The 24,791-nt window shown below is 72.2% G+C and carries 24 protein-coding genes; 10 read left to right on the top strand and 14 right to left on the bottom strand.

Annotated elements, in window-relative coordinates; translation table 11 throughout:
• Positions 1 to 148: 148 nt before the first annotated feature.
• On the bottom strand, positions 149 to 688 hold the full coding sequence (locus ACIGXJ_RS04640) for a CGNR zinc finger domain-containing protein (RefSeq protein ID WP_399641558.1): 540 nt from the start codon (positions 686 to 688) through the stop codon (positions 149 to 151).
• Positions 689 to 827: 139 nt separating this feature from the next.
• Here ACIGXJ_RS04640 and ACIGXJ_RS04635 point away from each other — a divergent pair, with 139 nt between their 5' ends.
• The 4 genes from ACIGXJ_RS04635 to ACIGXJ_RS04620 all read left to right on the top strand — a co-directional run bounded on the left by ACIGXJ_RS04635 (position 828) and on the right by ACIGXJ_RS04620 (position 3,992).
• On the top strand, positions 828 to 1,283 hold the full coding sequence (locus tag ACIGXJ_RS04635) for a VOC family protein (RefSeq protein WP_399641556.1): 456 nt from the start codon (positions 828 to 830) through the stop codon (positions 1,281 to 1,283).
• A 23-nt stretch (positions 1,284 to 1,306) separates the two neighbouring features.
• The gene (locus ACIGXJ_RS04630) at positions 1,307 to 2,194 is read left to right on the top strand and encodes a pyridoxamine 5'-phosphate oxidase family protein (RefSeq protein WP_399641553.1); all 888 of its coding nucleotides are present in this window, start codon (positions 1,307 to 1,309) and stop codon (positions 2,192 to 2,194) included.
• A gap of 9 nt (positions 2,195 to 2,203) precedes the next feature.
• Complete coding sequence (locus ACIGXJ_RS04625; RefSeq protein ID WP_399641551.1) at positions 2,204 to 2,656, top strand: NUDIX hydrolase; 453 nt, start codon at positions 2,204 to 2,206, stop codon at positions 2,654 to 2,656.
• Between the two features lie 172 nt (positions 2,657 to 2,828).
• A complete protein-coding gene (locus ACIGXJ_RS04620; protein WP_399641549.1) occupies positions 2,829 to 3,992 on the top strand; it encodes a serine hydrolase domain-containing protein in 1,164 nt (387 codons plus the stop codon).
• A gap of 87 nt (positions 3,993 to 4,079) precedes the next feature.
• Here the strand turns inward: ACIGXJ_RS04620 and ACIGXJ_RS04615 are convergent, their stop codons facing one another.
• Together ACIGXJ_RS04615 and pepN are read right to left on the bottom strand one after the other, a co-directional pair.
• Positions 4,080 to 5,120 (bottom strand): hypothetical protein, encoded by a 1,041-nt coding sequence (locus ACIGXJ_RS04615; protein WP_399641547.1) that lies wholly within the window; start codon positions 5,118 to 5,120, stop codon positions 4,080 to 4,082.
• Between the two features lie 124 nt (positions 5,121 to 5,244).
• Positions 5,245 to 7,833, bottom strand: a complete 2,589-nt coding sequence (gene pepN, locus ACIGXJ_RS04610; protein ID WP_399641544.1) for an aminopeptidase N — start codon at positions 7,831 to 7,833, stop codon at positions 5,245 to 5,247.
• A gap of 147 nt (positions 7,834 to 7,980) precedes the next feature.
• Between pepN and ACIGXJ_RS04605 the strand changes: the two genes are divergently transcribed.
• Positions 7,981 to 8,625 (top strand): DsbA family protein, encoded by a 645-nt coding sequence (locus ACIGXJ_RS04605; RefSeq protein WP_399641541.1) that lies wholly within the window; start codon positions 7,981 to 7,983, stop codon positions 8,623 to 8,625.
• A gap of 19 nt (positions 8,626 to 8,644) precedes the next feature.
• Here the strand turns inward: ACIGXJ_RS04605 and ACIGXJ_RS04600 are convergent, their stop codons facing one another.
• The 9 genes from ACIGXJ_RS04600 to ACIGXJ_RS04560 form a co-directional block, all read right to left on the bottom strand.
• Complete coding sequence (locus ACIGXJ_RS04600; RefSeq protein WP_399641539.1) at positions 8,645 to 8,875, bottom strand: hypothetical protein; 231 nt, start codon at positions 8,873 to 8,875, stop codon at positions 8,645 to 8,647.
• A 229-nt stretch (positions 8,876 to 9,104) separates the two neighbouring features.
• Positions 9,105 to 9,746: a superoxide dismutase gene (locus ACIGXJ_RS04595; protein ID WP_399641537.1), complete on the bottom strand. Its 642-nt coding sequence runs from the start codon at positions 9,744 to 9,746 to the stop codon at positions 9,105 to 9,107.
• Between the two features lie 102 nt (positions 9,747 to 9,848).
• Positions 9,849 to 11,234: an amino acid permease gene (locus ACIGXJ_RS04590; protein ID WP_399641535.1), complete on the bottom strand. Its 1,386-nt coding sequence runs from the start codon at positions 11,232 to 11,234 to the stop codon at positions 9,849 to 9,851.
• A gap of 128 nt (positions 11,235 to 11,362) precedes the next feature.
• Positions 11,363 to 12,256 carry a TauD/TfdA dioxygenase family protein gene (locus tag ACIGXJ_RS04585; RefSeq protein ID WP_399641533.1) on the bottom strand — a complete coding sequence of 298 codons (894 nt, stop codon included), beginning with the start codon at positions 12,254 to 12,256 and terminating at the stop codon, positions 11,363 to 11,365.
• 14 nt (positions 12,257 to 12,270) lie between these two features.
• Positions 12,271 to 13,608 carry an LLM class flavin-dependent oxidoreductase gene (locus tag ACIGXJ_RS04580; protein WP_399641531.1) on the bottom strand — a complete coding sequence of 446 codons (1,338 nt, stop codon included), beginning with the start codon at positions 13,606 to 13,608 and terminating at the stop codon, positions 12,271 to 12,273.
• Positions 13,605 to 14,330, bottom strand: coding sequence for an ABC transporter ATP-binding protein (locus tag ACIGXJ_RS04575; RefSeq protein ID WP_399641529.1), 726 nt, complete (start codon positions 14,328 to 14,330; stop codon positions 13,605 to 13,607). The genes ACIGXJ_RS04580 and ACIGXJ_RS04575 overlap by 4 nt, the downstream gene beginning before the upstream one ends.
• Positions 14,306 to 15,160, bottom strand: a complete 855-nt coding sequence (locus ACIGXJ_RS04570) for an ABC transporter permease (RefSeq protein WP_399641527.1) — start codon at positions 15,158 to 15,160, stop codon at positions 14,306 to 14,308. The genes ACIGXJ_RS04575 and ACIGXJ_RS04570 overlap by 25 nt, the downstream gene beginning before the upstream one ends.
• Positions 15,157 to 16,224 carry an ABC transporter substrate-binding protein gene (locus tag ACIGXJ_RS04565; RefSeq protein WP_399641525.1) on the bottom strand — a complete coding sequence of 356 codons (1,068 nt, stop codon included), beginning with the start codon at positions 16,222 to 16,224 and terminating at the stop codon, positions 15,157 to 15,159. The genes ACIGXJ_RS04570 and ACIGXJ_RS04565 overlap by 4 nt, the downstream gene beginning before the upstream one ends.
• A gap of 206 nt (positions 16,225 to 16,430) precedes the next feature.
• Positions 16,431 to 17,639 (bottom strand): ROK family protein, encoded by a 1,209-nt coding sequence (locus ACIGXJ_RS04560; protein ID WP_399641523.1) that lies wholly within the window; start codon positions 17,637 to 17,639, stop codon positions 16,431 to 16,433.
• 407 nt (positions 17,640 to 18,046) lie between these two features.
• Between ACIGXJ_RS04560 and ACIGXJ_RS04555 the strand changes: the two genes are divergently transcribed.
• Positions 18,047 to 18,628: a biotin transporter BioY gene (locus ACIGXJ_RS04555; protein WP_399641521.1), complete on the top strand. Its 582-nt coding sequence runs from the start codon at positions 18,047 to 18,049 to the stop codon at positions 18,626 to 18,628.
• A gap of 72 nt (positions 18,629 to 18,700) precedes the next feature.
• Here ACIGXJ_RS04555 and ACIGXJ_RS04550 read toward each other — a convergent pair whose 3' ends face one another.
• The gene (locus tag ACIGXJ_RS04550; protein WP_399641519.1) at positions 18,701 to 20,164 is read right to left on the bottom strand and encodes an amino acid permease; all 1,464 of its coding nucleotides are present in this window, start codon (positions 20,162 to 20,164) and stop codon (positions 18,701 to 18,703) included.
• Positions 20,165 to 20,394: 230 nt separating this feature from the next.
• Between ACIGXJ_RS04550 and ACIGXJ_RS04545 the strand changes: the two genes are divergently transcribed.
• Positions 20,395 to 20,883 (top strand): ribose-5-phosphate isomerase, encoded by a 489-nt coding sequence (locus ACIGXJ_RS04545; RefSeq protein ID WP_399641517.1) that lies wholly within the window; start codon positions 20,395 to 20,397, stop codon positions 20,881 to 20,883.
• A gap of 40 nt (positions 20,884 to 20,923) precedes the next feature.
• A complete protein-coding gene (locus tag ACIGXJ_RS04540; RefSeq protein WP_399641515.1) occupies positions 20,924 to 21,730 on the top strand; it encodes an Fpg/Nei family DNA glycosylase in 807 nt (268 codons plus the stop codon).
• A 7-nt stretch (positions 21,731 to 21,737) separates the two neighbouring features.
• Here the strand turns inward: ACIGXJ_RS04540 and ACIGXJ_RS04535 are convergent, their stop codons facing one another.
• Positions 21,738 to 22,988 carry a GNAT family N-acetyltransferase gene (locus ACIGXJ_RS04535; protein ID WP_399641512.1) on the bottom strand — a complete coding sequence of 417 codons (1,251 nt, stop codon included), beginning with the start codon at positions 22,986 to 22,988 and terminating at the stop codon, positions 21,738 to 21,740.
• 173 nt (positions 22,989 to 23,161) lie between these two features.
• On the opposite strand from ACIGXJ_RS04535, the gene ACIGXJ_RS04530 reads away from it, so the two are divergent.
• Both ACIGXJ_RS04530 and ACIGXJ_RS04525 read left to right on the top strand, forming a co-directional pair.
• Complete coding sequence (locus tag ACIGXJ_RS04530; RefSeq protein WP_399641510.1) at positions 23,162 to 24,337, top strand: PP2C family protein-serine/threonine phosphatase; 1,176 nt, start codon at positions 23,162 to 23,164, stop codon at positions 24,335 to 24,337.
• A gap of 16 nt (positions 24,338 to 24,353) precedes the next feature.
• Positions 24,354 to 24,785, top strand: a complete 432-nt coding sequence (locus ACIGXJ_RS04525) for an HD domain-containing protein (protein WP_399642141.1) — start codon at positions 24,354 to 24,356, stop codon at positions 24,783 to 24,785.
• The last annotated feature ends 6 nt before the right edge of the window (positions 24,786 to 24,791 follow it).

The following is a 24,791-nucleotide window of genomic DNA, read 5'->3' as shown; positions in this document are numbered from 1 at the left end:
ACCGCTCAGCCTTACGCAAGGGAAGGCTTCTTGGGGAGAGTTGACCGAACCGAAATGGATGTGTGGGGAAAACCCGCGATACGTCTTGCCGGGGTTCGTCCCTGAACGCCCCTTTGCGCTCGGGGGGTTCCTGCCGCGCCCGCCGGGGTCAGTCCTCGTCGCGGGCCCTGGCGTAGTGCCGGGACGCCTTCGCGCGGTTGCCGCACACCGCCATGCTGCACCAGCGGCGGGTGCCGTTGCGCGAGGTGTCGAAGAAGTGGAGCACGCAGTTCTCGTGCGCGCAGGCGCGGATGCGGTCCGGGGCGGTGGTGAGCAGCTCCAGGTAGTTGCGGGCGGCGAGCCAGGCCGGTCCCCAGGCGGGGTCGGCGAACTCGGGGCGTTCGCCGGGTCCGTCCGCGCTGAGCACGGGCCGGATCCGACCGTGCGCGAGCACCTCGTCGACGGCGGCGGCGCCCTCGGCGAGCGAGCCGTCGACGGCCGCCCGCAGGGCGTCCCGGGCGCGCAGTGTGTGCCGCAGGGTCGCCTCGTCGGCGGCGAACCCGCCGTCGAGGCCGTTCGTGGCCAGCCACACCGCGAGCCCCTCGGTGCCGGTCAGCAGGTCCTGGAGGACCCCCTCGTGCATCCAGTTGGTGTTCAGCAGGTCCAGGGCGAGCGGCTCGCCGGTGAGGGGGCGGGGGTCGGCGGTCATCTCGGGGCTCCCTTCGCGCTAACCGCTCAAGAGTACGTGACCGGTTGACACCTCTCGATTCTAACCACTAACGTCATGAACACCGGTTAGACGCCATTCCGGCGACCAGGACCGGCAAGCCAGCTGAAGGGGAACAGCCATGACCGCCACCACCACCCTGCGCACCGGCCACATCGGCCTGAACGTCACCGACCTGGACCGCTCGCTCGCCTTCTACCGGGACGTCCTCGGCTTCACCGTCCACGGCGAGGGCAAGGAGGAGGACCGCCGGTACGCCTTCCTCGGCGACGGCGAGAAGCTGCTGGTCACCCTCTGGCAGCAGGCCGGCGCACCCTTCGACGCCGGCCGCGCCGGACTGCACCACCTCGCCTTCGAGGCGGAGTCCGTCGAACGCGTCCGGGAGTACGAGACGGCCCTGAAGGAGTACGGCGTCGCGTTCGCCTACGAGGGCGTGGTCGCCCTCCGCGAGGGCTCCGCTGCGGGCGGCATCTTCTTCCACGACCCCGACGGCACCCGCCTGGAGATCTCCGTGCCGACCGGCGCCGAGGAGGCGCCCGCACCGGTCGCCTCCGCTCCGACCTGCGGCTTCTTCTAGGCCCGGCGCCGGGACGACGAGCCATGAGCGTCTACCACGCGGGGTCGCGCGCCCTCCAGGAGCGCCTGGGGGTGCGCGCCCTCGCCGACCACGTCGGCCGCTCGATCGGCCCCGGCATCAAGCCGGTGGCCGCGGCCTTCCTGGAGCTCCAGCCGCTGCTGGTCGCCGGCGCCGCCGACCCGGCGACCGGCGCGGTCTGGGCCTCCCCGCTGACCGGCCCGCCCGGCTTCGTACGGGCCACCGGCCCGCACGGCGTCTCGGTGGCGGGCGGCCCCGCCGAGGCGGACCCGCTGGCGAAGGCCCTCGCCACAGCGGGCACCCCGGTGGGCACCATCGCCCTGGACCCGCGCACCCGCCGCCGGATGCGCCTGAACGGCGTCGTCCGCCCCTCCTCGCGGGGCCTGGCGATCGAAGCCGACCGGGTCTTCTCCAACTGCCCGAAGTACCTGCAGAAGAGAGAGTCCTACGAGGTGCTGCCGGACCGTACCCCGGGCCGCGCCCGCAGCGGTACCGAACTGACCCCCGCGCAGCAGGACTTCGTGGCGAAGGCCGACACCTTCTTCCTGGCCACCGTCCACGGGGGCGGCGCCGACGCCAGCCACCGCGGCGGCAACCCCGGCTTCGTCGAGGTCGCCTCCCCGCGCGAACTGGCCTGGCCCGACTACCCCGGCAACTCCATGTTCCTCACCCTCGGCAACCTCACCGCCGACCCGCGGGCCGGCCTGCTCTTCCTGGACTGGACCGACGGCACCGCGCTCCAGCTCACCGGCGAGGCCCGCACGGACATCGCCGACGACGGCGAACGCACGGTCCGCTTCACGCTCGGCGAGGTGATCGAGACACCCGCGGCCGTGCCGCTGCGCTGGTCCGCGCCCGAATACTCCCCTGCCAATCCGCCGAAGGCGCGCTAACTTCCCCGGATGCGCAGGAAACTGAGGGTGGCGGCCTACGCCGTGTGCGTGCGCGACGGACACCTGCTGCTCGCCCGTTCCGCGGACGACGACGGCGTCCCCGAGTGGGTGCTGCCCGGCGGCGGCATGGAACACGGCGAGGACCCCTACGACACCGTCCGCCGGGAGGTGACCGAGGAGACCGGCTACCGCATCGAGGTCACCGGCCTCCTCGGCATCCACTCCCAGCGCTTCGCCCGGCCGCGCCGCGGTCTGCGCCGCCCGGTCGACCAGCACGGCGTACGCCTCGTCTACGAGGGCCGCGTCACCGGCGGCGAACTGCGCCCCGAGACCGGCGGCTCCACCGACCTCGCCGCCTGGCACGGCCTGGACGCCGTACCCGGTCTGCGGTGCGCCCCTCTGATCGACATCGCCCTGCGCCTGTGGCGCGAACGCCCGGCCGGCGGACAGGCGCTGACCTGAGGCCCTGCCACCCTCTACCGTGTGGTCTCGTCGGACGTCACCGGAGAAGGGCTGAAAAGCGATCAACCAGGACGACAGGGGGCAACCTTCAGGGCGCGCCCCGGGTTTCTCCCCCCGACCGAACAGGCGTCCCGTCCGCTCCTCGCGGGCGGGTGAGAAGGGGGAGACAGACATGACGGCACGAGCACGGCGGACCCGCGCGGCCCTGACAGCGGCGACGGCCGCCGCCCTCTCCGCCGCCCTGGCCGGACCGGCCCTGTCGGCGCCCGCCCCGCACGTCGTGGGGCAGCACCGGCCGACGTACGACGCGATGCGCGCCGCCGTGCGCGACGGCGTCCCCGGCGTCACCGCCACAGCCCGGGACGCCCACGGCACCTGGCGGGCCGCCGCGGGCGTCGGCGACCTGCGCACCGGCGCGCCGCGCACACCGGCGGACCGCTACCGCGTCGGCAGCATCACCAAGACCTTCGTCGCCACCGTCCTGCTCCAGCTGGAGGCGGAGGGCCGCCTGTCGCTCGACGACTCCGTCGAGAAGTGGCTGCCCGGCGTGGTGCGCGGCCACGGCCACGACGGCCGGGCGATCACGGTCAGGCAACTCCTCAACCACACCAGCGGCATCTACGACTACACCTCCGACCGGGACTTCGGCCGCACCTACTTCCTCAAGGACGGCTTCCTCCGGCACCGCTACGACACCCAGCCCCCGGCCGCCCTGGTCGCCGTCGCCATGAGGCACCGGCCCGACTTCGCGCCCGGCACCGACTGGAGCTACTCCAACACCAACTACGTCCTGGCCGGCATGCTGATCGAACAGGTCACCGGCCGCCCGTACGGCACCGAGATCCGCGACCGCGTCATCGAGCCCCTGCACCTGAGGGCCACGTCCGTCCCCGGCACCCGCGTCACCGTCCCCAAGCCCAGCGGCCGCGCCTACGGCAAACTCGCCGAGGAGCCGACCGGGCCGACGTACGACGTCACCGAGCTCAACCCCTCCCTCGCCTCCGCCGCCGGCGAGATGATCTCCGACTCCGCCGACCTCGGCCGCTTCTACCGGGCCCTCCTCGGCGGACGCCTCCTGCCCCCGCGCCAGCTGGCGGAGATGAAGACGACGGTCGAGATCGACGGGATCCCCGGCGCCCGCTACGGCCTCGGCCTCATCGACCGCGAGCTGAGCTGCGGCGTCCACGTCTGGGGCCACGGCGGCGGCATCCACGGCTCCAGCTCCGAGGCGGTCACCACCCCCGACGCCCGCCACTGGCTCGCCTTCAACTTCAACGGCGACTGGTCGGGCGACAGCGAGGCGGTGATCGAGGCGGAGTTCTGCAAGGACCGCTGACGGCTCCTCCGGACACGAGGAGGGGCCGCCCGGGTACGGCCCCGGCGGCCCCTCCGCTCCCCTCCTGATGCGGTCCCCGGCACTCGCCTACCGGGGCAGCACCACGACATACGCGGCCGGGTCGCGGTCGCCCGAGGCCATCAGGGCCGTGCGCACGACCGTGGCCTGCTGGTCCATCGCGTCGCGCAACTTCCTGGGGGTGAGGTGGACGACGGTGATGCCGAGCCGCTCCAGGTACTCGCGCTTGCGGGCGTACTCCGACCACAGGGCGTCCTCGTCCTGCCGCGGGGCCCTGGTGTCCAGCTCGACGGCCACCGCCTGCTCCGGCCAGTAGGCGTCCACCCCGCCCAGGTGCGGGCCGCCCGGCAGGCGCAGGTCGACGTTCCACACCGGGTCGGGCAGGCCGTGCTCGCGTACCATCCGGTACAGCCGGTCCTCCGCGATGGCCCGGCCCTCGGCCAGCAGCGAGTCCACCGCGTCCACCACGTGCGGCCGGGTGAGCAGCTTCGCCCGGTTCAGCTCGCGCACCACCGACGCCGGCTCGCAGTGCCCGCCGCGCACCGCCTCCGTCAGCAGCCGCCGCACCACCGCCGCGTCCGACAGCCCGGCCACCGCGTCGGCCAGCGCCCTCGGCACCGGCGCCACCGGCAGCCCCGTCACCTGGCAGGGGGTGGGCAGTGCCGGGGTGCGCACGATGTTCACGCAGCCCGTCGAGCGCAGCCGGCGCAGCCGCGGCACCAGCACGTCGATCCGCTCCAGCGACAGCAGCGGCGGCGAGGCGGAGAACCCGTGCAGCGTCAGCGCCGCCAGGCCGGTGATCATCGCCTCGGTGTAGCCGGGGCGATGCGGCTCGTCCGCGCCGGGCTGCACCGGGACCCCGGCCGACGGGGTCTCGCGCGCCGCGTACAGCAGCACCGCGTGCAGCCGCTCCTCGCTGGTGGGCGGGCCCGGGTGGAGCAGGAACACGCCCGGGAGGATCTGCTGCCACGGGCCCCCCGGGCGGCACTGCTCGCTCACCACCGCGGCCGTGACGCCGTGGGAGCGCAGCTGGGCGACGGTCAGCACACGCCGGTGCACCTCGGTCAGGTGGCGGAGGGGGCGGGGGGTGAGCGGGGTGTTGTGGTTCATGCCCCGGGGATTCCCACGCCCGCTCCACTCCCTAACCGCTGTTACACGCTCGTCGACAAACCCGGACAACCCTGCACTAAAGTACGTGCGTTCGGATGCCGACTAGCCGCCCGCCCGACGACCCTCAGCCCGCGGCCCCCGCATCGCACGCCTGCCCCCGCAACGCGCGGGCGAGGTCGTCCCGCGCCTCCAGCACCAGCCGCCGCAGCGCGGGAGCAGCCCCCTCGTGCGCGGCGAGCCACGCGTCCGCCGCCGCCAGCGTCTCGGCGGAGTCCTGCAGCGACGGGAACAGACCCCGCACCACGTCCATGCCGATCTGGATCGACCGCTCGGCCCACACCCGCTCGACCGCCGCGAAGTACTTCTCCACGTACGGCGCCGTCAGCTCCCGCTGCGACGGCTGGGCGAAGCCGGCGATCGTCGCCTCCACCAGCGCGTTGGACAGCTCGTCCGACTCCACGACCTGCGCCCACGCCTGCGCCTTGACCGCCGCCTGCGGACGCGAGGCCAGACAGCGCACCTGGTGCCGCTTGCCGGACGCCGTGTCGTCCCGGGCGAGCTCCGCCGCCAGCTCCTTCTCGCCGACCACGTCGTGCACCGCGAGCGGCTCCAGGAACGCCCACCGCAGCTCCTGGTCGACCTCGAGACCCGGCAGCGTCAGCGTGCCGTCCAGCAGCGAGGTCAGCATCTCGAAGGCGGCCGGCACATCCGCGACCCGCGCGAAGAACCGCGCCCACGCCAGCTGGTGCTCGCTGCCCGCCTCGGCGCCGTACAGCTGCACGGACGCGCCCTGGCACAGCTTGCGCCCGGTCTCCTCGCGGTGCTCGGGCGCCGTGTAGTGCACCGCCGCCGACTCCGCCCACGCGTGCAGCATCTGCAGCACACCGATGTCGGTCTCCTGGCCCGCGAACTTCAGCACCAGGTCGATGAACTCCCGCGCCGGCAGCAGCGCGTCCCGCGTCATGTTCCACAGCGCCGACCAGCACTGCGCGCGCGCCAGCGGGTCCGGCATCCAGCCGAGACCGCGCCGCAGCGCGGCCAGCGACGTCTCGTCGAACCGGGTCTTGCAGTACGTCAGGTCGTCGTCGTTGACCAGCACCAGATCCGGCGCCTCGGCCCCGGCCAGCTCGGTCACGACCGTGCGCGCCCCGTCCACGTCGGTCTCGGCACGCGCGTAGCGCTCCAGCGACGGCAGTCCGTCGACCTCGGTGCGCCGGTACAGGCCGATCGCGACCCGGTGCGGACGCAGCTCCGGATGCGACTCCGGAGCCTCCTGCACCACCGCCAGCTCGTCGATCCGGCCCTCCGCCGTCAGCAGCACCTGCGGCGTCAGCGAGTTGACCCCCGCCGTCTGGAGCCAGGACCGCGCCCACGCGCCCATGTCCCGCCCGCTGGTCTCCTCCAGCACCGACAAAAGGTCGCCCAGGCGCGTGTTGCCGTACGCGTGCCGCTTGAAGTAGCGCCGCGCGCCCTCCAGGAACGCGTCCTGGCCGACGTACGCCACCAGCTGCTTGAGCACGGAGGCGCCCTTGGCGTACGTGATGCCGTCGAAGTTGAGCTTGGCGTCCTGCAGGTCGCGGATGTCGGCCGTGATCGGGTGCGTGGAGGGCAGCTGGTCGGCGCGGTAGGCCCACGCCTTGCGGCGGTTGGCGAAGGTGATCCAGGCGTTCTCGAACCGGGTCGCGCCGACGTTCGCGAAGGTGCCCATGAAGTCCGCGAAGGACTCCTTCAGCCACAGGTCGTCCCACCACACCATGGTGACCAGGTCGCCGAACCACATGTGCGCCATCTCGTGCAGGATGACGTTCGCCCGCGCCTCGTACGACGCCTGCGTCACCTTGCCGCGGAAGATGTACTCCTCCCGGAAGGTCACCAGGCCCGGGTTCTCCATGGCGCCCAGGTTGTACTCCGGCACGAACGCCTGGTCGTACTTCCCGAACGGGTACGGGTAGTCGAAGTGCTCGTGGAAGAAGTCCAGGCCCTGCTTGGTCACCAGGAACACGTCGTCCGCGTCGAAGTGCGGCGCGAGTCCCTTGCGGCACATCGCGCCGAGCGGGATCTCCAGCGTCGTGCCGTCACCGAGGGTCCGCGTGTACGAATCCGTCACATAGTGGTACGGACCGGCCACCACACAGGTGATGTACGTCGAGATGGGCCGGGTCTCCGCGAACCGCCAGACCCCGTCCGCCTGCCGGCCCTCCCCGTTGCTCCACACCGTCCAGCCCTCGGGCGCGCGCACCTCGAAGCGGAAAGGGGCCTTGAGGTCGGGCTGCTCGAAGTTCGCGAACACCCGCCGGGAGTCGGCCGGCTCGTACTGGGTGTACAGGTACACCTCGCCGTCCTCGGGGTCGACGAAGCGGTGCATGCCCTCACCGGTGCGCGAGTAGGCGCACTGCGCGTCCACCACCAGCTCGTTGTCGGCGGCCAGGTCCTCCAGCAGGATCCGGGAGCCGTCGAACACCTCACCCGGGTCCAGGTCGCGGCCGTTGAGGGAGACGGCCGTCACACTCGGTGCGATCAGGTCCGCGAAGCTGCTCGCGCCCGGCTCGGCGCAGCGGAACCGGATCGTGGTCACGGACCGGAACGTCCGCGGCCCGTCCCCGCGGTGCTCGCCCACCGCCGAACGCAGGTCGAGCGACACGTCGTAGCCGTCGACGGACAGCAGGGCAGCCCGCTCCCGGGCCTCGTCGCGGGACAGATTCTCACCGGGCACGGGCGATTCTCCCTCTGGGCGTCTCGAATGCTGAACAGGGCCGATCCTGCCATGTGTACCTGACAGGGCACAGCAGGGAATGGGCGGGGCGAGGACGGACGTTCCCCTCTCGTTGTGCGTTGAAGCAACCCCTTTTCGAGGAGAGACATGTCGGACAAGACCCCCGTCGACTTCTGGTTCGACCCGCTGTGCCCGTGGGCCTGGATGACCTCGCGCTGGGTGCTGGAAGTGGAGAAGGTCCGTGAGATCGAGGTCCGCTGGCATGTGATGAGCCTCGCCGTCCTCAACGAGGACAAGCTCGACGAGCTGCCCGAGGAGTACCGGGACATGCTCGCCACCAAGGCCTGGAAGCCGGTGCGCGTGGTCACCGCGGCCTGGCAGAAGCACGGCGACGCCGTCCTCGGCCCCCTCTACACCGCGCTCGGCACCCGCTTCCACAACAACGGCGAGGGCCCGACCCTGGAGGCCATCTCCGCCGCACTCGCCGATGCCGGCCTGCCCGCCGACCTCATCGAGTACGCCGAGCAGAAGGACTTCGAGTTCGACGCCGAGCTGCGCGCCTCCCACAAGGAGGGCATCGACAAGGTCGGCCAGGACGTCGGCACCCCGGTCATCGCCGTCCCCGGCCCCGACGGCGAGCAGATCGCCTTCTTCGGCCCGGTCGTCACCCCGGCCCCCAAGGGCGAGGAGGCCGCCCGCCTGTGGGACGGCACCCTGGCCGTGGCCTCGGTCCCGGGCTTCTACGAGATCAAGCGCAGCAGGACCAAGGGCCCGGACTTCAGCAACCTCTAGGGCTCTTCCCGGCGGCGGTTCAGAAGCCCTCGGGCAGGTTGCCGCCCCTTCGCCAGTTGTCCTTGCGCTGGACGCGACGGCAGCCCTTCGTGGTGCACCGGTGGTAGGCCCGGGGCCGGAACTTCTCGTCCCGCTCGCCGGGGTACTCGCTCACCACCGCCCTGGTGGCCGCCGCCTCCGCCTCGTCGAGGTCCCTGAACCGCCGCAGGGGCCCGCCGCAGGTGGGGTTGGGGCATCGGACATCGGACATGGCTGCCTCCTCGGGCCGGGACTGAGGAGCGTAAGCCGCCCGGAGCTGTCGCGGTGAGCCCGGAACCGGTCCCGCCGCGAGCCGGAACGGGAAGCCCCCGTGAGTCACGTCCTCACGGGGGCTTCCTCTGTGCGCCTGCCGCGTGAAGGGTGAGAAGACGATCACGAGGCAGGGGTCATGAGAGGCCGGCCCGAGCAGGTCAGGGGCGAGCAGGCCAGGGGCGAGCAGGTCAGGGGGCGAGCAGCAGCACATTCGTGCGGGACTTCGCCGCCGCGAGACGCCTCGCCACGTCCTGCCAGTTGACGACCCGCCACATCGCCTCGACGAAGTCGGCCTTCTGGTTGCGGTACTGGAGATAGAAGGCGTGCTCCCAGGCGTCGAACACCAGGATCGGGGTCGAGCCCTGGCCGACGTTGCCCTGGTGGTCGTAGACCTGCTCGACGATCAGCCGCCCGCTCAGCGGCTCGTACGCCAGCACGCCCCAGCCTGAGCCCTGCGTGTTCGCGGCGGCCCTGGACAGCTGGGCCCTGAACGCGGCGAAGGACCCGAAGGACTCCGTGATGGCGTCGGCCAGTTCGCCCACGCCGTCCACGGCCAGCGGCTCCCCGCCGCCGTCGCCGCTCATGTTGTGCCAGTAGATCGAGTGCAGGATGTGGCCGGACAGATGGAAGGCCAGGTTCTTCTCCAGCCCGTTCAGCGCCGCCCACTGCTCCTTGTCGCGCGCCTCGGCCAGCTGCTCCAGCGTGTCGTTGGCGCCCTTCACATAGGCCGCGTGGTGCTTGTCGTGGTGCAGCTCGATGATCTCCGGGCTGATCACGGGCGCCAGCGCGGAGTAGTCGTACGGCAGGTCAGGCAGCGTGTAGACGGGCATGAGGGTCCCCTCCGACCTCTTATTGCAAGTAGTTCGCAATAACAAGCTAGCAGCAAAAAGCCCCCGTGTGGATCACACGGGGGCTTCGGGCCGGCGACGAGGTCAGTTCTTGGCGCGCGCCTTCTGCCGGGCGTAGCCGGCCGCCGCCAGGGCCAGGGTCAGCGCGCCGGTCGAGTACAGCTGGACGCGTGTGCCGGGCTCACGGGCCATCAGCGCGAAGACGACCACCATGCCCGCCAGCGCCACCCACGTCAGCACCGGGAACGCCCACATCCGCACGACCAGCTTCTCCGGCGTCTCGCGCTCCAGCCTGCGGCGCAGCTTCAGCTGGGAGGCCGCGATGAAGAACCAGACGACCAGGATCACCCCGCCGATCATGTTCAGCAGCCAGGAGAAGACGTCGTCGGGCCGCCAGTAGTTCAGCACCACGCAGACGAACCCGAAGAAGCAGGAGGCCAGCACCGCGATCCGGGGCACCCCGCCGGACACCTTCGCCAGCGCCTTCGGCCCCTGCCCGCGCCGGACGAGGGAGTAGGCGATCCGGGAGGAGCCGTAGATGTTGGCGTTCATCGCGGACAGCAGCGCGACCAGCACGACGACGTTCATCAGCTGGCCCGCGCCCGGAATGCCGAGCGTGTCCAGCGCGGCGACGTACGGGCCGTGCTCGGCGATGGCCTTCGAGTCCCAGGGCACCAGCGTGACCACGACCGCCATCGAGCCGATGTAGAACAGGCCGATGCGCCACATCGCGGTGCGCACCGCGCTCGCCACGCCCTTGACCGGGTCGGCCGACTCGGCCGCGGCGATGGTGACCGTCTCCAGGCCGCCGTACGCGAAGACGGACGCGAGCAGGCCGATCACCAGGCCCTCGCCGCCGCCGGGGAAGAAGTCGGTGAGGTTCGAGGCGCCCGGGGAGTCCGTGCCCGGCAGCACGCCGAGCACGGCGAGCGCGCCGAGCACCAGGAACAGGCTGATCGCGCCGACCTTGAGCGCGGCGAACCAGAACTCGAACTCGCCGAAGTTCTTCACCGCCGCGAGGTTCGCCCCGCAGAACACCACCATGAACAGCGCGACCCAGGCCCACTCGGGCGTCCCCGGCAGCCAGCCCGTGACGATCTGCGCGGCGCCGATGCCCTCCAGGCCGACGGCCGTGCACAGCAGCACCCAGAACGACCAGCCCGCGGTGAAGCCGGCCCACGGCCCGAAGGCCCGCTCGGCGTGCGCGGAGAAGGAGCCCGAGGAGGGGTGGGCGGCCGACATCTCGCCCAGCATCCGCATCACCAGCATGACCAGCAGGCCGGAGAGCGTGTAGGCGAGGACGATCGAGGGGCCCGCGGCGGCGATGCCCGCCTTGGACCCGACGAACAGGCCCGCGCCGATCACACCGCCGAGGGCGATCATCGACAGATGGCGCTGCTTCAGGCCGTGGGACAGCGGGGCCTGGGCGTCCGCCAGCGGCGGTGCCTCGGCGGGGGTGGTGCTGGGCATGGAACGGATCGTCCAATACATGAGACAGACGGGACGGGAAAAACGTCCACAGTCTGGGCGGCCTCCCCGCCCAGCGGTGGAGGCCGCCCACTATCCGGACGCGCCCCTCGCGGAGCGTGCCCGTCCGTTCACCCGGCGACGGCCGTGTAGTGCGCAGCGTCGCCCTCGATCGACCAGCTCTGCCTGCCGTCGAGCCCCACCGGCACGTCGCCCGCTACCGTCACCCGGTGCAGCCGGCGCGGCAGGCCGTCGTAGTTGTCGACGGCGTAGTGCTGGGTGATGCGGTTGTCGAACAGCACCAGCTGGTCCGGCGACCAGCGGTGGCGCAGGATGTTCTCCGGCCGCACCACGTACGCCTGGAGCAGATCGAGGATCTTGCGGGACTCGGCCGCCGACAGCCCGACGATCCGCTGGGCGAACCCGCCGATGAACAGCCCGGGCTCCCCGGTGAGGGGGTGCACCCGCACCACGGGGTGCGCCGTGCGGTACGTGATCGACGTGAACTGCGCGCGCCGGGCGGCCTGCTCCTCGTCGATCTCCTCCGCGGGCACGGCGTAGTCGTAGTCGTTGGTGTGCTCGGCCCACAGCCCGTCCGCCAGCCGGCGCAGCGGCTCGGGCAGGTCCCGGTAGGCGGCGGCCGCGTTCGCGATCAGGGTCTCGCCGCCGTACGGCGGGATCGTGAGGCTGCGCAGGGTGCTGGCCTGCGGCGGGTTGAGGACGAAGGTGACGTCCGTGTGCCAGTGGTTGGCTGCGCGGCCGCCCTCGCTGTCGACGGGCAGCACGTTCGGCGCGCCCTCGACGGCCGGCACGGTCGGATGGGCCGTGGTCAGCTCGCCGAAGTGCCGGGCGAAGGCCTGCTGGCCGTCGTCGTCCAGGCCGGTCGCGTCGAAGACCAGCGCCTTGTGGACGTTCAGGGCCTCCCGCAGCGCGGCGACCGTCTCCTCGTCGAGCGGCTTGGCGATGTCGACGCCGGTGACCTCGGCGCCGATGGTCGCGGTGACCTTGCGGATGTCGATGCTCATGGGGCTGTGTCCTTTCAGACCGAGGCGGTGGCGAGGGTGTGCTGGTTGGCGGGGCGGGGCAGGCCGTAGCGGTCGCGGAGGGTGCGCCGGGGGCCGTACTCGGTGCGCAGCAGGCCGCGGGCGCGCAGCAGCGGGACGACGTGGTCGACGAAGGCGTCCAGGCCGGACGGCAGGACGGCGGGCATGATGTTGAAGCCGTCGGCGGCGCCCCGGGTGAACCAGGTCTCGATGGTGTCGGCGACCTGCTCTGGCGTGCCCGCCAGGGTGAAGTGGCCGCGCCCTCCGCCGAGCCGCCCGATCAGCTGCCGCACGGTGAGCCGCTCGCGCCGGGCCAGCTCGACGACGAGGGTGTAGCGGCTCTTGGCGCCCTCGATCGCGCTCTCGGGCGGCAGGCCGGCGGGGAGCTGGGCGTCCAATTCCAGGGTGCCCGACGGGAGTTGCAGCAGCCGTTCCAGGTTGGCCACCCCGTGCCGGTGCACGATGTGGTCCTCCAGCTCCTGCTCCCGTTCCCGCGCCTCGGCCTCGGTGGAGCCGAGCACCGGGACGATGCCGGGCAGCACCTTGACGTGGTCGGGGTCGCGGCCGGCCGCCGCCGTGCGGGCCTTCAGGTCGGTGTAGAAGGCCTGCGCGTCGGTGAGGGTCTGCTGCGCGGTGAACACCGCCTCCGCGTACCGGGCCGCGAAGTCCTTGCCGTCCTGCGAGGACCCGGCCTGCACGAGCAGCGGGTAGCCCTGCGGGCTGCGCGGCACGTTGAGGGCGCCCTCCACACTGAAGTAGGTGCCCTTGTGGCGCGGCGGATGGATCCGGGCGTCGTCGCCCCACACGCCCGACGCCTTGTCGGCGACGATCGCGTCGTCCTCCCAGCTGTCCCACAGCTTCAGCGCCACATCGAGGAACTCCGCGGCGCGCGCGTACCGTTCGGCGTGCGCGGGCTCGGCGTCCAGGCCGAAGTTGCGGGCCGCCTCAGCGCCGGCGGTGGTGACGATGTTCCAGCCCGCCCGGCCGCCGCTGATGATGTCCAGCGAGGCGAACTTGCGGGCCAGGTTGTAGGGCGAGTTGTAGGACGTGGACGCGGTCGCGATCAGGCCGATGTGCTCGGTGGCCGTCGCCAGCGCGGTCAGCAGCGTCAGCGGCTCCAGCGCCCCGGCCGGCCGCTGGGCGACGCTGCCCCACAGGTGCGGTCCGTCGGCGAGGAACAGCGAGTCGAAGGTGCCCCGCTCGGCGATCCGCGCCAGCCGCACATAGTGCGCCAGGTCCACATGGGCGTGCGGATCGCTCTCGGGCAGCCGCCAGGACGCCTCGTGGTGTCCGGTGCTCATCAGGAACGCGTTCAGGTGCAGCTGTCCGGTCATGCGTGGTCCTCCGTCACACCCAGGGCGGCGAGCAGCCGCTCCCGGTACTCGCCGAGCCGTGGATCGCGGTACGACCGCGGGTGGGGGCGGTCGATGGTCAGGTCGAGGCCGATCCGCCCGTGCTCCAGCACCAGGACGCGGTCGGCGAGCACGATCGCCTCGTCCACGTCATGGGTGACCAGCAGCACCGAGGGCCGGTGGCGCTCCCACAGCTCCCGCAGCAGGCCGTGCATCCGGATCCGGGTGAGCGCGTCGAGCGCCCCGAACGGCTCGTCCGCCAGCAGCAGTTCGGGCTCGCGTACCAGCGACCGGGCGAGCGCGGCACGCTGCGCCTCACCCCCGGACAGCTCGCTCGGCCAGGCCCGCTCGCGCCCCTTGAGGCCGACCTCTTCGAGCGCCGCACGCCCCCTGTCCTCGCCGTCCGTGCCCAGCAGTACGTTGTCCAGGACGCGGCGCCAGGGCAGCAGCCTGGAGTCCTGGAACACCACCGAGATCCGCTCCGGCGCGGTGAGCTGCCCGCTGCCGGTCACCTCGTGGTCCAGGCCCGCCACGGCCCGCAGCAGCGTGGACTTGCCGGAGCCGCTGTGCCCGAGCAGGGCGGTGAACTGGCCCGCCGGCAGGTCCAGGTCGATGCCGTCGAGGACCGTGCGCCCGTCGAAGGACCGGGTCAGACCGCGCAACTGCACGGCCGGACGGGTCAGTTGCTCAGTGTGCGGCGCCATGACAGCACCCTCCGTTCGATGAGACGGACCGTGCTGTCGGAGACCAGGCCGAAGACGCCGTAGACGACCAGGCCGACGAGGATGACGTCCGACTGGCCGTAGTTCTGGGCCTGGAACATCATGTAGCCGAGTCCGCTGGTGGCGTTGATCTGCTCCAGCACCACCAGGCCCAGCCAGGAGCCGGTGACGCCGAGCCGCAGTCCCACGAAGAAGCCGGGCAGCGCGCCGGGGACGACGATCTGCCGGACGAAGGCCCAGCGGGACAGCCCCTGCACCTCGGCGAGTTCGACGAACCGGCTGTCGATGCCGGACAGCGCGGCATGCGTGTTGAGGTAGATCGGTATGTAGACGACGATCGCGATGATGGCGATCTTGAAGGTCTCGCCGATGCCCAGCCACAGGATGAACAGCGGGATCAGACCGAGGGTGGGGATCGCCCGGTTGAGGTTCACCGTGCCGTCGATCAGCGCCTCCCCGACCCGGCTCAGCCCCGAGGCCAGGGCCAGCGCGACGCCGGCCGTCAGCCCGATCGCGAAGCCGGAGGCGGCCCGTTGCAGCGAGGTCAGGATGTCGTCGGGCAGGGTGCCGTCGGTCCACAGCCGGGCGCCGGTCTCCACCACCGTCCAGGGCGCGGGGATCGCGTTCGCGTCCAGCCGCCCGGCGGCGGAGGCCGCGGCCCACAGCGCGAGCAGCAGCAACGGTCCGATCAGCCGGGTGGCGGGCAGCCGCCTGCCGGGGGCCAGACCGCGGCGCCTGCGGCGGGCCTTGGCCGGCGCCCCGGCGACCACGGGCGCGGCCGTCGACGTCGTGGTCGTGGTCACGGCGCTCACCTCCGGTACTCCGCCGGCACGGACCGCGCGGCGATGCCCTCGAAGCGGTGGTCGAACAGCGAGGCCACGTCGAACTCCTTCACGAAGCCGCCCTCCGCCAGCAGATCTGCGGTCTCCTGCTCCCAGCGGATCGCCTCGTCCCACCGCGGCGGGAAGTACGGCTTGTTGGCCAGCTCGCTGATGCTCCGCGCCTGCTCGAGCGTCAGGTTCTGCGTCTTGACGTAGAACTCCTCGTTCCAGATGTCGGGGTGCTCGTACGCCCACACCGCGCCCTTCGCCCAGTACGGGATGTACGCGGCGACCGCGGCGGCCTTCGCCCGGTCGGCGAGCACGCTCGTCGGCGCCCACAGCAGGTTCAGCAGGTCGACCACGTCAGTGGTGATGACCCGCGCGCCCTTGGGCCCGTACTGCGCGAGATAGGCGGGCGACTGGGTGTTGCCGAGCGGGGCGATGTCGACCTGGCCCGACTGCAGGGCGGTGAGGAACTGGTTGCTGGTCAGCGGCACCAGCTCCACGTCGTCGTAGGCGAGACCGGCCTTCTTCAGGGCCCGCAGCAGGACCACGCCCTGGGCCTGGCCCTGCGAGAAGGCGAGCCTGCGGCCCTTGAAGTCGTCGACGGTGCGGATGTCGCTGCCGGGCTTGGTGGCGAAGACGTAGTTGGGCCTGCGGGTGACGTTGATCGCGACGATCTTCGCGTCGAAGCCCTGGTAGTGCGCCTGGATGGGCGGGATGCCCGCGTTGTTGGCGAGGTCCAGTGACTTGGCCCGGAACGCGTTGATGACATCGGGGCCGGCGCTGACGTTGACCCAGCTCGACACCTCGAACGGCAGCTCCCCGAGGCCGGCCAGCCGGAACTGCAGCTGCTGGGAGTTCTGGAAGGAGGCGACCTTCAGGCTCGTACCGGCCGGGACCTTGCTCGCGAGCGGGGCCGTCGAGGCGCCCTTCGCGGAGGTGGCGGCGCTGCTCTCGGCGCAGCCGCTGAGCCCGGCGACACCGGCGGCGGCACCGAGCAGGGAGGTGAGGAAGAGACGGCGGTCGACGCCGGACAGCGGTGGAGAGGACATGGCGGGACTCCCTGACGCACAGAGCGATAAAGGCAGGAGGAATCACGGGCACAGGCGGCCCGGAAAGGGAAATTCACACAGCGGGAAATGAGCGCTTCACACGGGGCAACGTGTCAGCAACAAAAGGCACAACAGTGCAGGCGAACGCTCATGACCAGGATGTTCCTTGCTTTACCGGGTTCCTGTCAACATTCCGATTTTCTGAATTAATTCGCCTCAGGTGAGACGCCCAGCGGGTCCCGGTAAAACGCGTCGAGAACCACCGAGCCACCCGCGACGGCCAGTACGGAATCCGGAAAACTCGTCGGGTGCACATCCGCCGCCCGCAGCGGCCCGACCTCCTCGCGCAGGGCAGCCAGGCAGTCCTCGCGGTGGATCACCCCGAGCTCGGTGACGACCACGGTCTCCGGGTTGAGCACGTCGAGCAGCAGCCCCGCCGCCCGCCCCACCAGCCGGGCCCGCCGCACCAGCAGGCCGGCGGCCACCTCGTCACCCGCCGCCGCCGCGGCGACCACGTGCGTCGGGTTCGCCCCGTCGATGACACCCGCCGCGCGCGCCCTGCGGCACAGCGTCCGCTCGCTCAACTCCGCCTGCAGGCAGCCGGTGCGGCCGCAGTCGCAGGGCTCGGTGCCGCCGGGCAGCGGCAGATGGGCGATGGCGCCCGCCTGCGAGCGCGGCCCGTGGTGCACCTGGTCGTGGGTGGCGAACGCCGCGTCCACCACATTGCCGGCGAACAGATGCAGCAGACTGCGGCTGCCGCGCGCCCGCCCGAACAGCCGCTCGCCGTCGACCAGCGCCCGCGCGTGCCCGTCCAACCGCACCGGCAGCCCGGTCAGCGCGGCCAGCCGGTCCCGCACCGGCACCTCGCGCCAGCCCAGCAGTGGATGGTCGACGACCGTGCCCGCCTGCCGGTCCACCCAGCCGCCGACGGCCACCCCGGCACCGAGGGGCCGGCGTCCGGGGCTGTCCGCCAGCATCGCGGCGAGCGCCGACGCGGCCCGGCCCAGCACCCGGGACGGCTCGGTGCCCTCGTGCTTCAACCGCCGCTCGGCCAGCACCCTGCCGCGCAGATCCAGCAGCGCGACCGTCGTGTACGGCACGGCGATGTGCACCCCGCCCACCACCCACCGCGCCACGTCCAGGTCGACCGGCACATGAGGCCGCCCCACCCCGCCCGGCCGGCGGGGCGCCTCGGCCTCCCGGATCAGGCCCAGGCCGGCCAGCCGGGCGCAGTGCTCGGTCACCGACGCGGGAGACAGCCCGGTCAGCCGGGCGACGGTGCTGCGCGCCACCGGCCCGTGCTCCAGCACGGACCGCAGTACGACGCTGGCGCTGGTGCGCCGCCGGTCGCTGTCGGCGGCGCGGGGCACGGGGGAGACGAGGGCGGGGGCGGGGGCTTCCGCGGTGCGGGGCATGACGGTTCCTCAGGGGCCGGTCCGACGCTGTGCCGTGAACCGGGCGGGGCACCGAGGTGCGGTCGCCTCACCCGGCGGGGCGGCGACAGGTGGCCGTGCCCTGGCGGCGCAGGTCGACATAGCGACGCGACGTGAGGTTCCGGGCCTGGGCGACCATGACGGGAAGGGTAGGCCCTGCCCTCGGGTCACGGCCAGGGCGCCCCGGTCTGTTTGGTGGGACCCTACAGACGGCCCGTGTGACCGGATCACCGCCACCTCAGTGACCGGCGTCACGCACCGCCGGGTCCTTTGTCGGGAGCCCACCAAGTCCGTGTTCCGTCGTTTGTCGACCACTGACGGTGATCGGCCCGGTTGCCCTGGGATAGCGTCACGATGTCCCGAACTGCCCTCACCTCCGCGGAGTCCCCATGAGCACCGCTGCCGTCGCCCCCGCCCGCCCGGGCCAGGTCCTCGCCGACCTGCTGCCCTCCTCCCGCGTCCGCGACATCGCGCTCGTCGTCGGCGGCGCCGCGCTCACCGGCCTCGCCGCCCAGATCGCCGTGCCCGTGCCGGGCTCCCCGGTCCCGGTGACCGGGCAGACCTTCGCCGCGCTGCTGGTCGGCACCGCCCTCGGCGCGGGCCGCGGCTTCCTGTCCCTCGCGCTGTACGCCATCGCCGGTGTCGCCGGTGTGCCGTGGTTCGCCGAGGGCGGCTCGGGCGCGGCAGCCCCGTCCTTCGGCTACATCCTCGGCATGCTCCTCGCCTCCACCGTCGTCGGCGCCCTGGCCCGCCGCGGCGCCGACCGCACCATGCTGCGCACGGCCGGCGCGATGCTGCTCGGCGAGGCGATCATCTACGCCGTCGGCGTGCCGTACCTGGCCCTGGCCACCGGCATGTCCGCCTCGGCCGCCGTCGCCGCGGGCCTCACCCCGTTCCTGTTCGGCGACGCCCTGAAGGCCGCCCTGGCGATGGGCCTGCTGCCCACCGCGTGGAAGCTCGTCAAGCGCTGAACCCGGCGTCGTTCCACAGCAGAAGGGCCCCGCGGCAGCACTGCCGCGGGGCCCTTCTCGTGAGCTTCGGGCTCAGCCGGTCGTGACCTTGTCCGCCGGCTCGGCCGGGGTCTCGGTGGTGACGGCCGGGCGTCCGGCGCCCATCTTCTGCCGGACCAGGGCGATCGTCAGCACGACCGCGGCCACCAGCAGCGACAGCAGCACGGTCTCGCGGCCGTCGTGCTCGGTGTCGGTGAGCATGTAGCCGAGGACGAAGACGATCAGCGCGGCCGCCGCCCAGGTCAGGTACGGGTACAGCCACATCTTCACGACGAGCTTCTCCGGCGCCTCCGCCTGGATGATCTTCCGCATGCGCAGCTGCGAGAAGCAGATGACCAGCCACACGAACAGGGCGACCGCACCGGAGGAGTTCAGCAGGAACAGGAAGACGGAGTCCGGGAACTTGTAGTTGAAGAACACCGCGACGAAGCCGAACACCACGGAGACCAGGATCGCCGCCCGCGGCACACCGTTGGCCGTGGTCTTCGCGAACGCCCTGGGCGCGTCACCGCGCTGGCCGAGGGAGAAGGCCATGCGGGAGGCGGTGTACAGGCCGGAGTTCAGACAGGACAGCACCGAGGTCAGCACGATGAAGTTCATGACCTGGCCGGCGTGCGCGATGCCGAGGGAGTCCAGCGCGGCGACGTAGGAGCCGCTCTCCTTGATGGACGGGTCGTTCCACGGCAGCAGCGTGACGACGACCAGGATCGAGCCCAGGTAGAAGACGGCGATACGCCAGATGATGCTGTTGGTGGACTTGGTGACCGCGCGCTGCGGGTCCTCCGACTCACCGGCGGCCAGGGTCGCGATCTCGCTGCCCATGAAGGAGAAGACGACGAGCAGCACACCGGTCAGGATGGCGCCGGGCCCGTGCGGCAGGAAGCCGCCGTGGTCGGTGAGGTTGGACAGGGCGGCCTTGTCGCTGTCGACCCCAGGAAGTACACCGAAGACGGCGAGTCCGCCGACGACGATGAACGCGGCGATGGCGACGACCTTGATCCCGGCGAACCAGAACTCGAACTCGCCGTAGGAGCCGACGGAGACCAGGTTGGTGGCGGTCAGCACGACCATCACGATCAGCGCCCACGCCCACTGCGGCACGGCGGGGATCCAGCCCTCGAGGATCGCGGCACCGGCGGTCGCCTCGACCGCGAGCACGACGACCCAGAAGAACCAGTACAGCCAGCCGATGGAGAAGCCGGCCCAGCGGCCGAGCGCCCGGTCGGCGTGGGCGGAGAAGGAACCCGAGGTGGGGTTGGCCGCGGACATCTCGCCGAGCATGCGCATGACCAGCACCACGAGCGTGCCGACCAGTGCGTAGGACAGGAGGATGCCGGGGCCCGCGGTCGCGATGCCGGAGCTGGAGCCGACGAACAGGCCGGCGCCGATGACGCCGCCGATGGCGATCATCGACAGGTGGCGGTTCTTCAGCCCCGCGTGGAGGCCCGGTCCGGGATCGCCGTTCGCGGTCTTCGTCGGGTTCGGCTGCGAGGTCATTGGATGGATTTCCTTTGCGCCGGGGGGAGCGGTTTCTCGTGCTCTTCGAGGGGGGTGGTGCACGAGTCGGTCCAGTGAAACGGAGGCCACGGGATTCGTGAACCTTTGAATCCATATCGTTACTTGAGGTTTCCCTGAGGTTCTGTAGCCTGAGTCACACTTCCGGGCCGCGAACGTGTCAGCCGCGACCCGCCCCGCCGTCACCCGCCCGCGCATGACACACTCCTCCCATGCGCGTGTATCTCGGATCCGACCATGCGGGCTTCGAACTCAAGAACCACCTCGTCGAGTGGCTCAAGGCGGCCGGCCATGAGCCCGTCGACTGCGGGCCCCACATCTACGACGCCCAGGACGACTACCCGCCCTTCTGCCTCCGTGCCGCGGAGCGCACCGCCGCGGACCCCGAGGCCCTCGGCATCGTGATCGGCGGCTCCGGCAACGGCGAGCAGATCGCCGCCAACAAGGTCAAGGGCGTCCGTGCGGCCCTCGCCTGGAGCGAGGAGACGGCCTCCCTCGGCCGCCAGCACAACAACGCCAACGTCGTCGCGGTGGGTGCGCGCATGCACACCCGGGAGGAGGCGACGAAGTTCGTCGAGACCTTCCTGAACACGCCGTTCTCCGAGGACGAGCGCCACATCCGCCGCATCGACATGCTCTCGGCGTACGAGACCACGGGCGACCTGCCCCCGATCCCGGCGCACCACCCGCAGCAGCCGTAGGACAGCAGGACCGCAGCACCGCAGGGAAGGGCAGGGCACCGTGCCGGAAGGGCACACGATTCACCGGCTGGCGCTGGACTACGCCGCCGCCTTCTCCGGCACCGCCCCGCGCGTGACCAGCCCCCAGGGCAAGTTCAGCGACGCCGCCGCCCTGCTCGACGGCGGCGTCCTGCACACCGCCGACGCCCACGGCAAGCATCTCTTCCTGGGCTTCGCCGAGTCCTGGGTGCACATCCACCTCGGCCTCTTCGGCAAGGTGACCCTCGGCGACGCCCCCGCGCCCCCGCCCACGGACACCGTCCGGCTGCGGCTGGCGAACAGCACCTCCTACGGCGACCTGCGCGGGCCCACCACCTGCGCGCTGATCACCGACGCCGAGAAGCGCGCGATACACGACCGGCTCGGCCCCGACCCGCTGCGCGAGGACGCCGACCCGGCCGCCGCGTACCGCAGGATCTCCCGCAGCCGGACCACCGTCGCCGCGCTGCTCATGGACCAGAAGGTGATCGCCGGCGTCGGCAACGTCTACCGCGCCGAGGTCCTCTTCCGGCACGGCATCGACCCCTACCGCGCGGGCAAGGACATCACGCCCGCCGAATGGGACGCGATCTGGTCCGACCTCGTCGAGCTGATGCACGAGGGCGTCCGCCACAACCGCATCGACACCGTCAGGCCCGAGCACACCCCGGAGGCGATGGGCCGCCCGCCGAGGGTGGACGACCACGGCGGAGAGGTGTACGTCTACCGCAGGGCACACCAGCCCTGCCACATCTGTGGCGGCGAGATCCGCACCGCCGGTCTCGCCGCCCGCAACCTCTTCTGGTGCCCCGACTGCCAGAAGGCGTGACGTCCGCTCAGAACCCGTGCGGCAGCCACGGCGCCACCGGTGAGCCGAACCCCACCGCGGCCTCCGCCAGCGCCCCCTCGCGCAGCTCCCGCACCCGCCCGGCCGCGCCCAGCGCCGTGAGACTCACACCGCCCAGATAGGCCGCGCCCAACTCCCGTACGGTCAGGGCGAGATCGGCCGCGTCCGTCGTACGCTCGCAGACCGCGCCCTTCGCGTCGCCGGACAGCCGCCAACGGCCCGTGTTCCACGGGCAGAAGGCGTCCTCCACCTCGAACACCACGTCCACCGGCGCCTGATACGTGCGCGCCCGGAGCGCCGCGCCGACGTCCACGAGGCGGACGTACAGCGCGTCCCGCACCCGCAGCCGGCACCGGCGGACGTCGGACACCTGGAACTGCCACGCCTCGTCGACCGGGCGGCCCCGCACCACCAGCCGGGTCATCAGGTCGATCCCGAACAGGAACCGCCACAGCGCGGCCTCGGTGGCCGGGTCCAGGGCGTCCAGATGCACCAGCGTCACCGTGCCGTCGTGCCCGGACACACCCCAGCCCGGCTGCGTGCGGAACCGGGCGTACCCGGTGATCTCGCCGTCCCGCTCGGCGACCACGCACTGCAGCGGCGAGCCGCCGTCCCGGCTCTCCTCCGGGTCCAGCACCCCGAGCCGCTCCCAGCCCGGCCGCCGGGCCAGCATGCCGGGACGCCCCGGCACCAGCCGGGCGTACACCGCCTCGCACGCGTCGAGCACCTCGGCCGGCGCCGCGTACCGCAGCCGTACGTCATCCGTGCCGGGCGGCACGGACAGCCGTACGCGGCCGGTGTCGATCTCGGCGCTGACGGCGAAGGTGCCCGCGGCGTAGCCGAACCGGCCGTAGATGTCCGGCTCGGAGGCCGTCAGCACGGCGAGCGGCTCGCCGCAGGAACGGATGTCGTCCAGCTGCCGCCGCATCATCGCCGTCAGCAGTCCGCGCCGGCGGTGCGTGGCGGCCACGCTCACCATCGTGATGCCCGCCGCCGGCACCGACGCGCCGCCCGGCACCGTCAGCCGGAACGAGAACGCCCCGGCCGAGCCCACGCACTCCCCGCCGTCCCAGAAACCCAGCGAGCGGGCCGGCTCGGTCAGCGCGTCCCACAGCTCCCGCTCCTCGGCGGGCTCCGGGACCGCGCCGAAGGCCCGGATCAGGTTGTCGTACCACGGACCCCAGTCGTCCGGCCGGAGTTCCCGCATCACCGGGCCCGCGCCCGCCTCGTCTGTCGCCATGCGGCCATGCCTATCAGCGCCGTGCGGGACGGGCGAGCCAATTTCCCCGTGCCGGCGACGGGCCCGGCACCCCTGGAGTTCACTGTGGGCGACGGCGAAGTCCGGCCTCGGACGGGGGACAAGTGGGACCTCCCGTGCCATGCGGCCGGTCGGGTGGATAGGGTCCCGGACTAATGGCAGCAGGACGAGCGCGGCGCACCGCCGCCGAGACGTTCCCGGCCCGGGTGCGGATGCAGTGGCACCGGGTCCGCGTCGGCCTGCGCAGAAGCGCCGTCGACTACTTCCGCGGCGACGGCTCCGACTGGGTCGCGCTGGCCGGACTGCTGCTCACCGTCCCGCTGATCGCGCTCGCCACCCTCGCCAACCCCGTGTGGTGCTCCCCGGCCGCGCTGGTCCTGCCGATCGTCGCGGGCGGCCTGCTGCTGCGCCCGGCGAGCCTGCTCGGACTGTACGCGGCCGCCGCCACCGCGCTGATCGTGGAGTCGGTCCAGCTCGGGCCGTACACCGAGGCCAGCACCCGGGTCACCCCCGGCGTCGTCCTGGTCGTCGCCGCCTGCGGGTTCTTCGGGCTGCTGATCGCCCAGTTCCGCAGCCGGGTCGGCGTGCCCTGGCGGCGCGGCGGCACCATGCTGTTCGACCTGCGCGAACGCATCCGCACCCAGAGCCGGCTGCCCAAGCTGCCGCGGGGCTGGCACCACGAGATGGCGCTGCGCCCCGCGGGGGGCCAGTCGTTCTCCGGTGACTTCGTTGTCGCGGCCCGCACCAACGGGGGCCGCACCCTGGAGGTCGTCCTCACCGACGTCTCCGGCAAGGGCATGGACGCCGGCTCCCGCGCCCTGCTGCTGTCCGGCGCGTTCGGCGGCCTGCTCGGCAGCCTGCCCCCGCACGCCTTCCTGCCCGCCGCCAACGGCTACCTCCTGCGCCAGGACTGGGAGGAGGGCTTCGCCACCTCCATCCACCTGGTGCTCGACCTCGACTCCGGCGACTACGAGCTGTACTCCGCGGGCCACCCGCCGGGCCTCCAGCTCAGCGCCGGCAGCGGCCGCTGGGAGGAGAAGGCCGCCGAGGGACCGCTGCTCGGTGTCTACGACGGTGCCCAGTTCGACCCCGTGAAGGGCGTGCTGCGCCCCGGCGACGTGCTCATGCTGTTCACCGACGGCCTGGTGGAGACCTCCGACCGCGACATCGTCGAGGGCATCGACCGGCTCACCGGCGAGGCCGACCGCTATGTCGCCGCCGGGTTCCGCGGCGCCGCCTGGCATCTGATCGAGGCCGTGGCGAAGGACGTCAACGACGACCGGGCCCTGCTGCTGATCTGCCGTGAGGGGCCGACGGCCCAGTCGGAGTGAGGGGAGTCCCGCCGTGCTGACACTCGACGAGGTCGAGGCCCTGGCCCGGGCCGCGCACCAGGACCAGACCGACAAGGCCGGACGGCCCTACGCCGAGCACCTGGCCGCGGTCGCCCGGGGTGTGCGCGAGCGCGGCGGCGACGACGGGCAGATCGCGGCGGCCTGGCTGCACGACGCCGTCGAGGACGACGCGCTGTCACGGGCGTGGCTGGAGGAGGCGGAGCTCAGCCGTCGCACCAAGGACATCGTGCTCGCCGTCACCAAGCGGCCGGGGGAGTCCCCCGAGGACTACGCCGCACGCATCCTCGCCACCCCGGGCGCGCTGCTGGTCAAGGAAGCGGACCTGGCGCACAACGCCGACCCGGCACGGCTCGCCGTGCTGGACGAGGCGACGCGGGCCCGGCTGACCGGGAAGTACGCGAGAATGCGCGCGCTCCTCGGTCTGTAAGGGCGG

Source organism: Streptomyces sp. NPDC053367 (assembly GCF_044545925.1).
Classification (GTDB): Bacteria; Actinomycetota; Actinomycetes; order Streptomycetales; family Streptomycetaceae; genus Streptomyces.
Note: the sequence above shows the minus strand (reverse complement) of the source record. Positions and strands in the feature narration are given on the sequence as shown.

Excerpts from the sequence above, each read along its gene's own strand:
- ACIGXJ_RS04530 (WP_399641510.1), top strand. The coding sequence starts at position 23,162 with ATGGCAGCAGGACGAGCGCGGCGCACCGCCGCCGAGACGTTCCCGGCC.
- ACIGXJ_RS04620 (WP_399641549.1), top strand. The coding sequence starts at position 2,829 with ATGACGGCACGAGCACGGCGGACCCGCGCGGCCCTGACAGCGGCGACG.
- ACIGXJ_RS04535 (WP_399641512.1), bottom strand. The coding sequence starts at position 22,988 with ATGGCGACAGACGAGGCGGGCGCGGGCCCGGTGATGCGGGAACTCCGG.
- ACIGXJ_RS04630 (WP_399641553.1), top strand. The coding sequence starts at position 1,307 with ATGAGCGTCTACCACGCGGGGTCGCGCGCCCTCCAGGAGCGCCTGGGG.
- ACIGXJ_RS04585 (WP_399641533.1), bottom strand. The coding sequence starts at position 12,256 with ATGAGCATCGACATCCGCAAGGTCACCGCGACCATCGGCGCCGAGGTC.
- ACIGXJ_RS04625 (WP_399641551.1), top strand. The coding sequence starts at position 2,204 with ATGCGCAGGAAACTGAGGGTGGCGGCCTACGCCGTGTGCGTGCGCGAC.
- ACIGXJ_RS04580 (WP_399641531.1), bottom strand. The coding sequence starts at position 13,608 with ATGACCGGACAGCTGCACCTGAACGCGTTCCTGATGAGCACCGGACAC.
- ACIGXJ_RS04575 (WP_399641529.1), bottom strand. The coding sequence starts at position 14,330 with ATGGCGCCGCACACTGAGCAACTGACCCGTCCGGCCGTGCAGTTGCGC.
- ACIGXJ_RS04590 (WP_399641535.1), bottom strand. The coding sequence starts at position 11,234 with ATGCCCAGCACCACCCCCGCCGAGGCACCGCCGCTGGCGGACGCCCAG.
- ACIGXJ_RS04555 (WP_399641521.1), top strand. The coding sequence starts at position 18,047 with ATGAGCACCGCTGCCGTCGCCCCCGCCCGCCCGGGCCAGGTCCTCGCC.
- ACIGXJ_RS04545 (WP_399641517.1), top strand. The coding sequence starts at position 20,395 with ATGCGCGTGTATCTCGGATCCGACCATGCGGGCTTCGAACTCAAGAAC.
- ACIGXJ_RS04595 (WP_399641537.1), bottom strand. The coding sequence starts at position 9,746 with ATGCCCGTCTACACGCTGCCTGACCTGCCGTACGACTACTCCGCGCTG.
- ACIGXJ_RS04550 (WP_399641519.1), bottom strand. The coding sequence starts at position 20,164 with ATGACCTCGCAGCCGAACCCGACGAAGACCGCGAACGGCGATCCCGGA.
- ACIGXJ_RS04600 (WP_399641539.1), bottom strand. The coding sequence starts at position 8,875 with ATGTCCGATGTCCGATGCCCCAACCCCACCTGCGGCGGGCCCCTGCGG.
- ACIGXJ_RS04615 (WP_399641547.1), bottom strand. The coding sequence starts at position 5,120 with ATGAACCACAACACCCCGCTCACCCCCCGCCCCCTCCGCCACCTGACC.
- ACIGXJ_RS04605 (WP_399641541.1), top strand. The coding sequence starts at position 7,981 with ATGTCGGACAAGACCCCCGTCGACTTCTGGTTCGACCCGCTGTGCCCG.
- ACIGXJ_RS04565 (WP_399641525.1), bottom strand. The coding sequence starts at position 16,224 with ATGTCCTCTCCACCGCTGTCCGGCGTCGACCGCCGTCTCTTCCTCACC.
- ACIGXJ_RS04635 (WP_399641556.1), top strand. The coding sequence starts at position 828 with ATGACCGCCACCACCACCCTGCGCACCGGCCACATCGGCCTGAACGTC.
- ACIGXJ_RS04560 (WP_399641523.1), bottom strand. The coding sequence starts at position 17,639 with ATGCCCCGCACCGCGGAAGCCCCCGCCCCCGCCCTCGTCTCCCCCGTG.
- ACIGXJ_RS04640 (WP_399641558.1), bottom strand. The coding sequence starts at position 688 with ATGACCGCCGACCCCCGCCCCCTCACCGGCGAGCCGCTCGCCCTGGAC.